The sequence below is a fragment of the Martelella sp. genome (genome assembly GCF_984369615.1).
The window spans coordinates 20,802-33,382 of sequence record NZ_CFHTCS010000010.1 but is presented as its reverse complement, the minus strand read 5'-3'; the positions used below and the strand labels follow the sequence as shown (position 1 = coordinate 33,382).

The following is a 12,581-nucleotide window of genomic DNA, read 5'->3' as shown; positions in this document are numbered from 1 at the left end:
GACGCTGCGTGCCGGTGTGACAGAAGGAACAGGTGAGCGTGCAGCCGACCTGGCTCGAGATGCACAGCGTGCCGCGATCTTCCTCCGGGATATAGACCGTCTCGATTTCGACCGGGCGTCCGGCGCCGTGCGCGGGAAAGCGCATCAGCCATTTGCGGGTGCCGTCGGTCGATATCTGTTCCGTGACGATCTCCGGCCGTGCGATGTCGAAGGTCTCCGCCATCTTTGCCCGCAGGTCCTTCGCCATATTGGTCATCTCTGAAAAATCGGAGACGCCGCGCACGTAAAGCCAGTTCCAAATCTGGTTGACGCGCATGCGGATCTGCTTGTCGGGCACGCCGATCGAAGACAGCGCTTCGGCCAGTTCCGGCTTGGAAAGACCGATCAGCGTGTTCCCGGCAGCCGATTTCGGCCGCGGTTTGGCACGCTGGGCTTCGATATCGATGGTTTCGACAGCGGACATTCTCGGGCTCCCGTAAAAACGCCGATCGCGGGTAATCCACGCTTCTGCGCCGGGGCTTTCATCCCGACGGTGCGCGACCCGCAAAAGAGTAAAGAAGTTTGCTTTCAAGCTTCATCAGGCGCCGCACAACAAAGGCGCGCCTGAGCAATTGCGGCGAGCCTATAGCATGTCTGCTTCCGGCCGTCATCCCCTGTGCCGCATGGCTCACCCGCGCAGACGGCAAGGCCGGACACGAAAAACCCGGCCTGGGCCGGGTTTGTTTGGGAAGCGCTGTCTCTATTTGCAGGCGCTGATCTTGTCGAGCGCCGCGGTAATGCCGATCAGCGAATAGGTATGCGTGGTGTTGGTGCCGCGCGCGGAGGTGGCCTTCACCTCCATCGTCCGGCCGGCCTTCATGGCCGCCACCAGCGCCGGCTCCTGCGCCGCGTTCTCCAGCCAGCCGCCCTGGCCCTTGTGGTACATCGGGAAGCTCTTGCCGTCGACGATGACGTCGATGGTCGAGCCTTCGCGCAGACTGTAGCCCATCATGGCCTGAGGCTCGAGCGTGACGTTCTGACCCGGATATTTGGTAACGACGAAGAAATTGTCGCCGTGGTCGACATTGGCCGGCTCCTTCTTGGCCGGAACCGAAAGGACATAGCAGACCTTGCCGGCATCGGAGTTATAGGAATAGGCGACCCAGGCGTCGAATTTCTGGATGGGAGTCGGCGTCTGCGCGGAAGCGATCGAGGCGCCGGTGAACAGAATGACCAGTACGAGGACGATTCTTTTTGCAAACATATGATCCTGCCGATTTTCTCTGCTGCCGCCGGCCCCTGCCCTTTCAGAAGCGGCCAGGCCGATACGTTTCGAATTCGTTCAATTCAATACGCATTCGAGGTTACCAAAACCTCAACATGAGGTGGATTTCCGCACTGGGCCGGAGGCCCGGATGATGGTGCGACAACACATGCCGCCAATCAGGGCAAGATTGCGGCATCAACCAATTCTCTTATGCGGCGTCCAGCGTCGTCAGCGCCCGGTCCGCCCGCTCATAATGCTCCATTCTCATATTTCTGCGGATCATCGTCAACGCCGTGGTGAGCACGGCGAGATCGTCGGTAAAGCCGACGAACAGGAAGATATCGGGGATGAGATCGGCCGGCATGATGAAATAGGCGAGCGCCGAATAGAGCACCACCCGGGTGCCAAGCGGCGTGTCGCGGTCGGTCGCGCAGTAATAGGCGGCCACGGCATCGCGGGCAAAGGGAATACGTGCCGCCGTTCTGCGCAGCTTCGTCCAGAATCCCGCGCGTACCGTGCGTTCGTTCTCGGCCCTGGTTTCCTCGTCGCCGGGCTCGAGGATGTCACCATATTTGATATCGCTCATGAAAGGCTCCTTCGATGGGGGAATATAGGACGGCCGGGCCCGCGTTCAAACGCCGAAACGGCTTGCGGCCCTGTCCATGATGCCGGCCATCTCGATGTCGCGGGCGCTGATCCCGCCGGATGAATGGGTGGTGAGCGAAACCCCCACCCGGTTGTAGACGTTGCTCCATTCGGGATGGTGGTCGAGCCGTTCGGCGGCAAGCGCGCATTCGCTCATGAAGGCAAAGGCCTCGCGGAAATCGGCAAAGCGGAAATCGCGGGAAATCGCGGTATCATCCTCGCTGACCGCCCAGTTTTCGCGCGATTGCATGGCCGCCTTCAGCGCTTCCGGTTCCAGCCGCGCATCTTTCATGGCATTGTCTCCCACAGTTTCAGAACTTCGATCCTTCAGACAATTGCGTAAACATGATGGCACAACCCGAAAAACGCTCTATCCTCTTCGTCTGCAGCGGCAATATCTGCCGCTCTCCGCTCGCCGAGGGCGTCTTCACCCATCTTGCGGGACAGGCAGGGCGCGGTGACGAATTCACGGCCGATTCCGCCGGCATCGGCAACTGGCACGAAGGCGAATTGCCCGATCCGCGCTCGCGCGCAACAGCCAGACGCTACGGTTTTGATATCTCCGGGCAGCGAGCGCGTCAGATCAGGCCTGAGGACTTCGGCCGGTTTTCGATCATTCTCGGCATGGACAGCGGCAACATGGCCGCGCTGAAACGGCTTGCCGGCGAGACCTCAGCAGCGGAAGTCGCGCTGTTTTCGGAATATACGCTCGGCGAGCGCCGGGATGTACCCGATCCCTATTACGGCGGCGACGACGGATTCGAGATCGTCTACCACATGCTCTTGGCAGGCTGCCAGTCGCTCATGTCGAAACTGTAGGCCTCGCTCGGATCGTAGAGATCGAAGGCCTCTTCCACCTGATAGGGGCCGCCGCCGACCGAATCCCGCGACGACATCAACACAAAGCGCGGCACGGTGAAGGGCAAGGTCTGGAAATTGCCGCGGGCGGAAAGATACTCCACCACGTCCTGCACCTTGGAGCCACGCAGCCGCGCCAGCGTCACGTGCGGCGTGAACTTGCGCGGATCGGCCTTCAGTCCCAACCGCTGACAGATCCGGTCGATCTCGCCCTGCAACGCGAAAAGCTCCGGCGCCGGCGAAACGCCGGCCCAGATCGCGTGCGGCTTCTTGTTGCCGAAGGCGCCGGTTCCGGTGAGGCTCAATTGAAAGGAGGGCCGCTCGATCCGGTCGAGCCAGTGCACGACCTCGTCGGCGGTGCGAAAGTCGACATCGCCGATGAACCGCAGGGTGATGTGGTAATTCTCCACATCAATCCAGCGGGCCCCGGGCAGGCCGCCGCGCAACAGCGACAGACTTAACGCCTGCTCGCGCGGGATTTCGAGGGCGGTGAAAATTCTCGGCATGGCGAGCTCCCCGAATCTGCTAGTCACCCCTCCAGCGAATCATCTAAGCCATGTTGACGCAAGCGTTAATTTGTTTGTCCCCCGATAGTGTCGATGAAGGCCCTTACGGCAGGAAGCGTGTTTTCGACCATCACCGCGACGCCGTCGGCATTGGGATGCATGCCGTCGGAAAGCTGCAGCGCCGCATTGGCGGCGACGCCGTCGAGAAAGAACGGATAAAGGGGAACGCCATATTCTTCGGCAAGCGCATCGTAGATCGGATTGAAGATTTCCGCGTAGTCCGCGCCCATGTTCGGCGGCGCCATCATGCCCATCAGCATCACCGGAATCTGCCGCGCCTGGAGGCGCTCGATGATGGCCGCGAGGTTCTCCTTCACCGTTTGCGGCGCGACGCCGCGCAGCGCGTCATTGGCACCGAGCTCGAGGATGACGCCATCCGTGCCGTCGGGCACCGACCAGTCGACCCGCGCCAGGCCGCCGCTCGTGGTATCGCCGGAAACGCCGGCATTGGCGATGGCGACCTGATAGCCGGCCTCGGTCAACGCCGCTTCTAGCTGTGCCGGATAATCTTCAGCGGGGCCGAGCTCGTAGCCGGCGACCAGGCTGTCGCCCAACACCACGAGGTCGACCGGTTCACGCGCTTTTGATGGCGTGGCCGCGGCAAGCGCCGCGAGAAACGCAAAAACAATCGGCACCGTCGCTTTCAATCGCATCATCAGGCTCCTAAATCCTTTTCATACCCGTTCGCCGGTCCATCCGGCCAGGCGGGCCGTATTGCCTATATGTGTTCGCCTCGCCCGCAATTTCAAAGCAGGACCGTCTTTTGTCTGAAAATCTCATCACGCTCGACAATGCCCACCTCACCCTTGGCAAGGGGTCCGCCGCCGTCCATGTACTCAAGGGCATGTCCGTTGAAATCGGCCGGGGCGAATCCGTCGGCATTCTAGGCCCCTCCGGATCCGGCAAGTCGACGCTTCTGATGGTGATCGCGGGTCTGGAGCGGCTCGACAGCGGCGAAATCACCATTGACGGCACCGCGCTTTCCGGGCTTTCGGAAGATGCGCTGGCGGCCTTTCGCGGCGAAAATATCGGTATCGTCTTCCAGTCCTTCCATCTCATCTCCAATATGACGGCACTCGAAAACACCGCCATTCCGCTGGAGCTCGCCGGCCGCGCCGATGCCTTCGAGCGCGCGCGCGCAGCGCTTGAGAGCGTCGGTCTCGGCCACCGGCTGACGCATTACCCCGGCCAGCTTTCCGGCGGCGAGCAGCAGCGCGTGGCGATCGCCCGCGCGCTCGCCCCCGAGCCCTCCGTACTGATCGCCGACGAACCGACCGGCAATCTCGACGGCGACACCGGAAGCCAGATCGCCGACCTTCTGTTCGACCGCCAGCGCGACAGCGGCACCACGCTGGTGCTCGTCACCCACGACCCGGCGCTGGCCGCGCGCTGCGACCGGCAGGTTCAGGTCCGCTCCGGCGAGATCATCGGCCATGAGCGCGCCGGGGCCGCCGAGTGATGCAGGCAAACCGGATCGACCTTTCGCTTGCCCTGAAATTCGCGCTGCGCGAAATGCGCGGCGGGCTTTCGGGCTTCTATATTTTCCTCTCCTGCATCGCGCTCGGCGTCGCCGCGATCGCTGCGGTCAACTCCGTCTCCGATGCCGTCAATGCCGGCATTGCCGAACGCGGCCGCGAGATCCTTGCCGCCGATATCCGCTTCGAGCGCGACAACGAGGCTTTGGCGGGCGACGAACTTGCCTATGTCGAGGGCCTCGGCACGATGTCGCAATCGGTGACCATGCGCTCGATGACCAGGCTGCCCGACGGCTCGGACCAGTCGCTCGCCGAAGTGAAGGCGGTCGACGGCCTCTATCCGCTCTATGGCACGGTGATCTCCGACCCCGCCATGCCGCTTGATGCGGCGCTGTCCAGGAATGATGACGGCCGCTTCGGCGTGCTCGTCGCGCCACTTCTCGCCGAGCGGCTCGGCCTTGCCGCCGGCGACACGCTGCTCCTCGGCAATGCCGAGCTCCGGGTCTCCGGCACGCTCGAACAGGAGCCGGATTCGCTCTCCGAAGGCTTTGCCTTTGCCCCCCGCATCCTGATTTCCCGCGATGCACTTGAGGCATCCGGCCTCGTCCAGCTCGGCAGCCTTGCCGAATATGCCTACCGCGTCCGCCTTCCGGCCTCCGCGCCCGATCCGAACGCGGTCAAGACCGCGGCCGAGGAAGCTCTCCCCGATGCCGGCTGGTCGGTGCGCGTGAGCGACCGCGCCGCACCGGCGCTGAGCGAAAATGTCGACCGGCTTTCCGAGTTCCTCACGCTGGTCGGCCTTGCGACGCTGATCACCGGCGGCGTCGGCATAGCCAATGCCGTCAGCGCCTATCTGGAAAGCCGCAGGCGCGCGATCGCCGCCTTCAAATGCCTCGGCGCGCCGGCCAGTATGGTGGTCGCCATCTACTTCCTTCAGATCATGCTGGTGGCGCTGATCGGTATCCTCGCGGGCCTTGTCTTCGGCGCGATCATTCCGCTGATTGCACTGCCGCTCCTCTCCTCGCTGCTCGAGATCGCCATTCCCGCGGCGGTCTTCCCGCTGGCGCTTCTGATCGCTGCCCTTTTCGGCCTTCTGACCGCGATCGCCTTTGCCATCCTGCCGCTCGCCGCCGCCCGCAACGTGCCGGCCACGGCGCTTCTGCGCGAACACGGCTTCGACGAGGGCGGACGCCCGGCATGGCCCTTCGTGGCGGCGGCGACCGCCACGCTTGCCGCGCTGGCGGCGCTCGCCATCTTCACGGCAGACGAGCGTTTCGTCGCGAGCGTCTTCCTCGCCTCGGTTGCCGGCGCTTTTCTTGTGCTCCGGCTGGTAGCCGCCGCCATCAAATGGCTGGCGCGCCGCGCGCCGCACACGCGCGCTCCGTCCTTGCGACTTGCCATCGGCAATATCCACCGGCCCGGCGCGCTCACAGGCTCGGTCGTGCTGTCCCTCGGCCTCGGGCTCACGCTGCTGGTGGCGTTGGCGCTGATCGACGGCAACCTGAACCGCGAGCTTTCCCGCACGCTTCCCGAAAGGGCGCCGGACTTCTTTTTTATCGACATCCAGGGCAATGAGGTCGAAGGGTTCGGCGACCTCCTCGCGGAGGAAGCCCCGCAGGGCGAACTCTCGCTCGTCCCGATGCTGCGCGGACGAATCTTGGCGCTGAACGGTATCCGCGCTTCCGAATGGGAGGCCCCGCCAAACGCGCGCTGGGTGCTGCGCGGCGACCGCGGCATCACCTATGACGCCGATCTTCCGGAAAACTCGACGCTTGCCGAGGGCGAATGGTGGCCGGAGGACTATAGCGGCGAACCGCTCGTCTCCTTTGCCGCGGAGGAAGGCGGCGAACTCGGTCTGAAGCTCGGCGACACCGTCACCGTCAGCGTGCTCGGGCGCGAGATCACGGCGCGGATCGCGAACTTCCGCGCGGTCGAGTGGGAATCGCTGTCGATCAATTTCGTCATGGTGTTTTCCCCCAACACCTTTGCCGGCGCTCCGCATGCCTGGCTGGCGACGCTGACCAATCCGGACGGCAGCACGGAGACAAACGCCGAAATTCTCGGTGCCGTGACCCGGACCTTCCCGACGGTCACCACGATCGAGGTCCGGGCAGCGCTCGAGATCGCCGGCGCGCTCGTCGGCCAGCTTGCCACAGCCATCAGGGCGGCGGCAGCGATTGCGCTCATTGCTTCGGTGCTGGTGCTTTCGGGCGCGCTTGCAGCCGGAAACCGCCGGCGCGGCCATGATGCGGTCATCATGAAAACACTCGGCGCCACACGCCCGGCGCTGATCCGCGCCTTCGTCTATGAATATCTCATCCTCGGCGCGATGACCGGCCTCTTTGCCCTTGTCGCGGGATCGGCGGCAGCCTGGTACGCACTGACCCAGATCATGATGCTGCCGTTTGCCCTGCTCCCCTCTGTCGCGCTCGCGACCGTCTGCGGCGCGATCCTCGTCACCGTCGCCATCGGGCTTTTCGGTACATGGCACCTTCTCGGACAAAAGCCTGCGCTCTATCTGCGCGAGCTTTGACCCAACGCACAACCGGCCGACGGGTCGCCCCTGCCGGCTGGCTGAATGCCTCTGCGATAGACTGCGCGACTATCGGTCGCGACGCAGCGTTTCCATCAGTTCCTCGTTGCGGCGGTCGGCGAAATAGTTCTGCACCGCAAACAGCGCCCAGAGCGCCGCCACCGGCCAGCCGATCAGCGTGAGCTGCAGGATCAGGCAGATGATGCCGGAAATCGGCTTGCCGATGGTGAAAAAGGAAAGCCAGGGCAGAATGACGGCGATGAAATAACGCATGGAGAAAGCCTCTCTTTCAGATGGTCCCGCATGACAAGGCCGGACGATTTCCTTCTAGATGGGGCGCGCGCGATGCGTTTTTGAGGCCAGGCAGGGCGTTTCTTACGAAAATTTGAGAAAGCGCCGTCGCTTTTCATTCCTGAATGCCTTGTATCCCATTGCCGTTCCTATCATATTGTTGGCAGGCTTGCTGGAGCCCCCCAGCGGCGCCTGGGATAGTGCATTTTTGCCGCATTTTCCCGACACCGTGATCAACGAGGGGCTTTTTAAGAGGAAATTGATGGCTGATCTTCGTAACTATCAGAACCGCGCGCAGGCGGGAGCGCACGCGAGTGCTGAAATCGATCAGGGCCTGCGCGCCTATATGCTGCGCATCTACAATCTCATGGCGCTTGGCCTGGTGATCACCGGCGTGATGGCTTTCGGCCTGAGCTCGCTCGCCACCACCACGGACCAGGCTGCATCCGTTGCGCAGCTGCCCAACGGCATCCTGCTGACGAGCGTCGGCGCCGCCGTCTACGGCTCGCCGCTGAAATGGCTGGTCATGTTCGCGCCGCTGATCGCGTTCTTCTTCCTGGCCTTCAGGGTCAACAAGATGAGCGTCAGCGCCGCGCAGACCTCGTTCTGGGTCTATGCCGCGCTCACCGGCCTGTCGCTGTCGTCGATCTTCATCATGTACACGACGGCCAGCATCGTGCAGACCTTCTTCATCACCGCGGCCTCGTTCGGCGCCCTGTCGCTTTACGGCTACACCACCAAGCGTGACCTGTCGGCCATGGGTTCCTTCATGGTGATCGGCCTGTTCGGCATCCTGATCGCCATGGTGGTCAACATCTTCCTGCAGTCGAGCGCGCTTTCCTTCGCCGTTTCGGTGATCGGCGTTCTGGTCTTTGCAGGCCTGACCGCCTGGGACACGCAGAAGCTCAAGGAAATGTACTATGAAGGCGACGGTCATGAGGTCGCCGGCCGCAAGGCCGTCATGGGCGCGCTGACGCTCTATCTCGACTTCATCAACATGTTCCTGTTCCTGCTGCGCCTGCTCGGCAACCGGAACTGATCGAGAAAAATCCTATGCGTTCAAGGCGGCCTGCGGGCCGCCTTTTTCATGTCCTGAGCCAGCAGGAGCCGCAGCCCTCATGTCCATCACGATCCGCCCCGCAACGCCGGAAGACATCAACACCATCACCGAGATCTACGCCGAGAGCGTTTTGAACGGCGTCGCGAGCTATGAGCTCGAACCGCCGAGCCGCGCTGAAATGCGCAAGCGCATGGAAGCGGTCACGGCCGGCGGATTTCCCTATCTTGCTGCCGTGGAGAATGAAGCGCTCCTCGGCTATGCCTATGCCAGCGCCTTCCGCACCCGTCCGGCCTACCGGTGGCTCGTCGAAAATTCGGTCTATCTCGCGCCTCAGGCACGCGGACGCGGCATCGGCAGGCTGCTGCTCGAGCGGTTGGTGGAAGATTGCGAGACACGGGGTTTCCGCCAGATGGTTGCCGTCATCGGCGGCGCGAGCCCGGCCTCGATCGCGCTTCACAAAGCCTGCGGCTTTGCCGATGCCGGGCAGCTGAAGGGCACCGGCTTCAAACATGGCCGCTGGCTGGATACGGTGTTCATGCAGCGTCCGCTCGGAGAGGGCGACCGGTCCGAACCGCTGCCGCTTTCGCTCTGACCCGGCCTATTTCTCGACGAGCTTCAGCTTGCGGTCGAAGACCTTCAGCACCTGGCGCAGGTCGTGGCCGCGTTTCAGCACCATGCCATGGGTATTGGTGACGCTGAAGGCGCCCTGTTTCGCCGCCAGCTTCGGGTTCTTCTCGATCCGAAACAGCGGCAATTCGCCGGATCTCTTAAACACGGAGAAGACCGCCTTGTCCTTCATATGGTCGAGGGCGTAGTCGCGCCACTCCCCCTCACCGACCATCCGTCCGTAGACCCAGAGGATCGCATCGAGTTCGCGCCGGTGAAAGGTCACGGGCAGCGGCTCGGCCTTTCCGCCTGGCCTGAACTGGGAAAGATCGACGACATTGCTGTCGCCAGCTCCGTCGTTGCGTTGCGTGTCCGGCTTCTGCGCCATGCTTTTCCGCCTCGCATCTTGATGACATTCACACGACAGTCTGCCCGCTTCGGACAGAATTGCAAGAGCCGCCCGATACCCGTCTTCGAAAGTGCCGACCAATAATTTGTTAACCCAGACGGCTTATCAATTCGGCAAGGGTTCTCGATCAGTAGTGCGTATCCATGTGTCCAGTCCTCAAAAGTCCGCTCGCCTCCGGCGCGTTTGAACGGCGTCCGGCCTCCGCGCGCCGCCACGGCGGACGAAAGGCGACGCGCCGATGAGCATCATCCGCAAGGATCTCGGACCGAGGCCTCCTGCACGGCTGAAATCGAAACTCTCGGTCGTGCGGCCCGGCAAGGCCGTTGCCGACCTCCGTCTGGAATTGAGAAGCGGCGGCGAGTTCTCCATTTTTTCCGAGGCCCCGGATGACCTCGAGCCGGCAATCGATCGCCTCGCCAACCAGGCCATCGAGGCAAATCCCTTCCAGTCGGCCGCTTTCGTGATGACGGCGCTCGGGCAAAGCCATGCTCATCAGCGCCTTGCGCTCGTCGAAGACACGGCCGGCGAGGCCGGCGCGCTTGCGGCGCTCATGGGCTTTTCAGTTACGGACCGCGGCTCGCATATGGTCGCGTCAACGGCGCAAGGCGGGTATCACGCGCCGCTGATCGCACGTCACCGGCCGATGGCCACCATTGACCAGCTGTTCGAGGCGCTGGCCGGTTCGCTTGCCAATCTTCCGGGCATCATCGCCTTTCCGGCGCTTCTGGCCGATGGCGCCTTCATGCGCTCGGCACGCGCCGTGGCCGCCGCCCGCGGCCTCGCCTTCCGCGTTGCAGGCGCCTTCCGCGGCCGCGCCCTTTCCGGCAGGATGGATCCCACAGGCGCTCTCTCTCGGGCGGAGCGCGAGGCCTGGCAGGATAATCTCGGCAAATGGGAAGCGCTGCGGAGGAAGGGGCGGATCGCCTATCACGTCGCCCGCAACCCGCGTGAAGTCTCCGCCGCGCTGCAAGACCTTTCGCTTCTGTGCGACACGCCCGAAAATGCCAGCCGCTTTTCAGCCTTCGTCCCGGTGGCCAGGCTTCTGTCGGAGAACGACCGGCTCAGAATCCATGCGCTCTATCTCGAAGACCAGTTGATTGCGGCGGCCATACAGCCGGTGCATATGGGCGCGGCATGGGTCTGGAAAATGCTGGTGCGGCCGGACATGGAGGCGCTGGCGCTGGGCGAACAGTTGATGATGCGGTTGACCGAGTTCAATCTCGGTGATGCCAATATCGCCGTCACCCGGGTCGCGCCCGGCGCCGGCCCCTTTCTCGCCGAACGATTCTGGCCCGGAGAAGACGGCTATGCCAGCCTGCTCGTGGCGCTGCGCCCGGGCATGGAGCGCGCCCTCGACAGCGTTGCCGCGACATACGAGGACGCTGGCGTATAAAACGCCAGTCTCTAGATCGTTTCCGCATTTCCTGGAAACGCGGAAACGATCTATCTATTTGTTTCAACGCATTTTCGTGGACGTCAGATGTTTCCATCTGACTGCGAAATGCTCTATGGCGCAGACCTGCGGTTGATGCTTCAAGAGCAGGATTTCAGCCGCGATTCCTCTGGCCGGTTCATCAGCGCGAAAATGTCGATATCCTGAAGCAGAGGGTGGAAACCCTCCTCCGTTCCGGCTTCGATCAGGACGTCGAGCGGCACGGCCGGCGCGATCATCGGCCCGTTCCAGCAGGCCGCGTCGAGATCGACCGAGAAGCCCGGCCTGGCCCCGCCGGCCTCGCGGGCTGCGGCCATCTCCTGCTGCTGGTCCCTGAGCGCCAATGCGTCGGTCGGCGACAGACGCAGCACGGTCAGCTTCTGGCCGGGTTTGCGGAATTCTGCCACCGCCGCAGCCTCCTGCCCGGCATCCGCCGCCACAAGCGTGTAGTCCCGGCTGATCTCGCCGGAACCGGATTTCTGGTAAACGGTCAGAACGATCTCATTCTTCGGCAGCCGCAGTTCTTCGGGCGCCAGCACCGCAATCCTGAGGGATGCCGGATTGGCCGCGATCGGCGACGGGATCGTCGGTTTGGCGCCCGGCAGGAAATTCAAGGAGCAGGCGGAAAGAAGAACAAGACCGGAAGCAACCATGAGTTTTTTGAAATCGGGCATACTGGGCGTCACAAATATGGTTAATAATCATTCATACTATCGGCGATAGCTTAAAGCCGAGTAAAGAGACGAGCGGCCCGTTCCATGCCCGTCATTCCCCGGAGGAGCTCTCGCTACAGGCCGCGAGCCGGCCCTTCCCGGCAATCGGGCAACCGTTCGCGTCCACGGCTTTCCAGCAGCCTGCCGATTTTCGCGTCCCTCATCAGGTCGATGGGCGGCTGATCGGGTTCGAGGGTGAGCGCGACATCGACGGTCATGCCGGAAAGATCCGCGCCGCCCTCGACACAATGCGCCGTAAAGGACACCGAGAGCGCGCCCTTGCCGTCGACGCCCTCCTGCTTGTCACGCCGGATTTGGGCAAGAAGCGCGGCCATGCGCGCCGCATCCTCCGGCGCGAGCACGAGATCGACCGTATCCCGCGCGCCGCCGGCCAAGCGGTCCGCCGCGGCCGGCGTCCGGCGCGAGACTCTCAGTCCCGCCTCTTCCTCCAGACGTTCCTGGCCCGGTACGTCCCAGCGCAGGGCAAGCGCCAGATCATTGTCGTCGACCGGCAGCGCCGCCGGCTTGGTCACTTCGATCACCAGCGTGGCCGGATCGGCGTCAAGCGGCGAAACGGCCTCGAGCGCGGCCGGCGCGACGCCGCCAATTGTCGAACAGGCCGCCGGCACCAGCAGGCCGATGAAGCAACAGGCGCGAACAAGAAAGGATCGGATCATAATTTTCCCTCGGTTGACATCAATTTCTTGTTGTTTTACGATAATTTTATCTCGTAACACAAGAGGCATT

General features: G+C 63.1%; 15 protein-coding genes and 1 pseudogene. 6 read left to right on the top strand and 10 right to left on the bottom strand.

What is annotated here, in order from left to right; all coding sequences use genetic code 11:
• From AC5DC2_RS02075 to AC5DC2_RS02060, 4 genes and pseudogenes are all read right to left on the bottom strand, one after another.
• Positions 1-463, bottom strand: a pseudogene (locus AC5DC2_RS02075) (dual-specificity RNA methyltransferase RlmN); the annotation flags it as partial.
• Between the two features lie 276 nt (positions 464-739).
• Positions 740-1,243, bottom strand: a complete 504-nt coding sequence (locus AC5DC2_RS02070; protein ID WP_491697320.1) for an invasion associated locus B family protein — start codon at positions 1,241-1,243, stop codon at positions 740-742.
• A 211-nt stretch (positions 1,244-1,454) separates the two neighbouring features.
• Entirely contained in the window at positions 1,455-1,832 is a 378-nt protein-coding gene (locus tag AC5DC2_RS02065; RefSeq protein WP_024706715.1) for a YkvA family protein, read from the bottom strand.
• A 45-nt stretch (positions 1,833-1,877) separates the two neighbouring features.
• Complete coding sequence (locus AC5DC2_RS02060; protein ID WP_024706714.1) at positions 1,878-2,183, bottom strand: 4a-hydroxytetrahydrobiopterin dehydratase; 306 nt, start codon at positions 2,181-2,183, stop codon at positions 1,878-1,880.
• Positions 2,184-2,239: 56 nt separating this feature from the next.
• On the opposite strand from AC5DC2_RS02060, the gene AC5DC2_RS02055 reads away from it, so the two are divergent.
• Positions 2,240-2,710: a low molecular weight protein-tyrosine-phosphatase gene (locus AC5DC2_RS02055; RefSeq protein WP_036236007.1), complete on the top strand. Its 471-nt coding sequence runs from the start codon at positions 2,240-2,242 to the stop codon at positions 2,708-2,710.
• Here the strand turns inward: AC5DC2_RS02055 and thpR are convergent.
• On the bottom strand, positions 2,662-3,255 hold the full coding sequence (thpR, locus tag AC5DC2_RS02050) for an RNA 2',3'-cyclic phosphodiesterase (RefSeq protein WP_200335275.1): 594 nt from the start codon (positions 3,253-3,255) through the stop codon (positions 2,662-2,664). The genes AC5DC2_RS02055 and thpR overlap by 49 nt on opposite strands.
• Positions 3,256-3,320: 65 nt before the next feature.
• Positions 3,321-3,968 carry an arylesterase gene (locus AC5DC2_RS02045; RefSeq protein ID WP_491697323.1) on the bottom strand — a complete coding sequence of 216 codons (648 nt, stop codon included), beginning with the start codon at positions 3,966-3,968 and terminating at the stop codon, positions 3,321-3,323.
• Positions 3,969-4,078: 110 nt separating this feature from the next.
• On the opposite strand from AC5DC2_RS02045, the gene AC5DC2_RS02040 reads away from it, so the two are divergent.
• The gene (locus AC5DC2_RS02040) at positions 4,079-4,774 is read left to right on the top strand and encodes an ABC transporter ATP-binding protein (RefSeq protein WP_036236005.1); all 696 of its coding nucleotides are present in this window, start codon (positions 4,079-4,081) and stop codon (positions 4,772-4,774) included.
• Positions 4,774-7,323: an ABC transporter permease gene (locus AC5DC2_RS02035; protein WP_491697322.1), complete on the top strand. Its 2,550-nt coding sequence runs from the start codon at positions 4,774-4,776 to the stop codon at positions 7,321-7,323. Before AC5DC2_RS02040 ends, AC5DC2_RS02035 begins: the two co-directional genes overlap by 1 nt.
• A 69-nt stretch (positions 7,324-7,392) precedes the next feature.
• Here AC5DC2_RS02035 and AC5DC2_RS02030 read toward each other — a convergent pair whose 3' ends face one another.
• Complete coding sequence (locus AC5DC2_RS02030) at positions 7,393-7,596, bottom strand: YqaE/Pmp3 family membrane protein (protein WP_106312048.1); 204 nt, start codon at positions 7,594-7,596, stop codon at positions 7,393-7,395.
• Positions 7,597-7,876: 280 nt separating this feature from the next.
• Here AC5DC2_RS02030 and AC5DC2_RS02025 point away from each other — a divergent pair, with 280 nt between their 5' ends.
• Together AC5DC2_RS02025 and AC5DC2_RS02020 are read left to right on the top strand one after the other, a co-directional pair.
• A complete protein-coding gene (locus AC5DC2_RS02025) occupies positions 7,877-8,653 on the top strand; it encodes a Bax inhibitor-1/YccA family protein (protein ID WP_024707703.1) in 777 nt (258 codons plus the stop codon).
• A 79-nt stretch (positions 8,654-8,732) separates the two neighbouring features.
• Positions 8,733-9,266, top strand: a complete 534-nt coding sequence (locus tag AC5DC2_RS02020) for a GNAT family N-acetyltransferase (RefSeq protein ID WP_491697319.1) — start codon at positions 8,733-8,735, stop codon at positions 9,264-9,266.
• A gap of 6 nt (positions 9,267-9,272) precedes the next feature.
• Here the strand turns inward: AC5DC2_RS02020 and AC5DC2_RS02015 are convergent, their stop codons facing one another.
• Positions 9,273-9,668, bottom strand: coding sequence for a DUF2794 domain-containing protein (locus AC5DC2_RS02015; protein ID WP_024707701.1), 396 nt, complete (start codon positions 9,666-9,668; stop codon positions 9,273-9,275).
• A 259-nt stretch (positions 9,669-9,927) separates the two neighbouring features.
• On the opposite strand from AC5DC2_RS02015, the gene AC5DC2_RS02010 reads away from it, so the two are divergent.
• Positions 9,928-11,082: a GNAT family N-acetyltransferase gene (locus AC5DC2_RS02010; RefSeq protein WP_491697318.1), complete on the top strand. Its 1,155-nt coding sequence runs from the start codon at positions 9,928-9,930 to the stop codon at positions 11,080-11,082.
• A 140-nt stretch (positions 11,083-11,222) separates the two neighbouring features.
• Here the strand turns inward: AC5DC2_RS02010 and AC5DC2_RS02005 are convergent, their stop codons facing one another.
• Both AC5DC2_RS02005 and AC5DC2_RS02000 read right to left on the bottom strand, forming a co-directional pair.
• Positions 11,223-11,795, bottom strand: coding sequence for a hypothetical protein (locus tag AC5DC2_RS02005; RefSeq protein WP_491697317.1), 573 nt, complete (start codon positions 11,793-11,795; stop codon positions 11,223-11,225).
• 113 nt (positions 11,796-11,908) lie between these two features.
• Complete coding sequence (locus tag AC5DC2_RS02000) at positions 11,909-12,511, bottom strand: hypothetical protein (protein ID WP_491697316.1); 603 nt, start codon at positions 12,509-12,511, stop codon at positions 11,909-11,911.
• Positions 12,512-12,581: the final 70 nt, after the last annotated feature.

Coding starts and splice junctions, on each gene's coding strand:
- AC5DC2_RS02070 (WP_491697320.1), bottom strand. CDS start 1,243: ATGTTTGCAAAAAGAATCGTCCTCGTACTGGTCATTCTGTTCACCGGC.
- AC5DC2_RS02065 (WP_024706715.1), bottom strand. CDS start 1,832: ATGAGCGATATCAAATATGGTGACATCCTCGAGCCCGGCGACGAGGAA.
- AC5DC2_RS02060 (WP_024706714.1), bottom strand. CDS start 2,183: ATGAAAGATGCGCGGCTGGAACCGGAAGCGCTGAAGGCGGCCATGCAA.
- AC5DC2_RS02055 (WP_036236007.1), top strand. CDS start 2,240: ATGGCACAACCCGAAAAACGCTCTATCCTCTTCGTCTGCAGCGGCAAT.
- thpR (WP_200335275.1), bottom strand. CDS start 3,255: ATGCCGAGAATTTTCACCGCCCTCGAAATCCCGCGCGAGCAGGCGTTA.
- AC5DC2_RS02045 (WP_491697323.1), bottom strand. CDS start 3,968: ATGCGATTGAAAGCGACGGTGCCGATTGTTTTTGCGTTTCTCGCGGCG.
- AC5DC2_RS02035 (WP_491697322.1), top strand. CDS start 4,774: ATGCAGGCAAACCGGATCGACCTTTCGCTTGCCCTGAAATTCGCGCTG.
- AC5DC2_RS02030 (WP_106312048.1), bottom strand. CDS start 7,596: ATGCGTTATTTCATCGCCGTCATTCTGCCCTGGCTTTCCTTTTTCACC.
- AC5DC2_RS02025 (WP_024707703.1), top strand. CDS start 7,877: ATGGCTGATCTTCGTAACTATCAGAACCGCGCGCAGGCGGGAGCGCAC.
- AC5DC2_RS02020 (WP_491697319.1), top strand. CDS start 8,733: ATGTCCATCACGATCCGCCCCGCAACGCCGGAAGACATCAACACCATC.
- AC5DC2_RS02015 (WP_024707701.1), bottom strand. CDS start 9,668: ATGGCGCAGAAGCCGGACACGCAACGCAACGACGGAGCTGGCGACAGC.
- AC5DC2_RS02010 (WP_491697318.1), top strand. CDS start 9,928: ATGAGCATCATCCGCAAGGATCTCGGACCGAGGCCTCCTGCACGGCTG.
- AC5DC2_RS02005 (WP_491697317.1), bottom strand. CDS start 11,795: ATGCCCGATTTCAAAAAACTCATGGTTGCTTCCGGTCTTGTTCTTCTT.
- AC5DC2_RS02000 (WP_491697316.1), bottom strand. CDS start 12,511: ATGATCCGATCCTTTCTTGTTCGCGCCTGTTGCTTCATCGGCCTGCTG.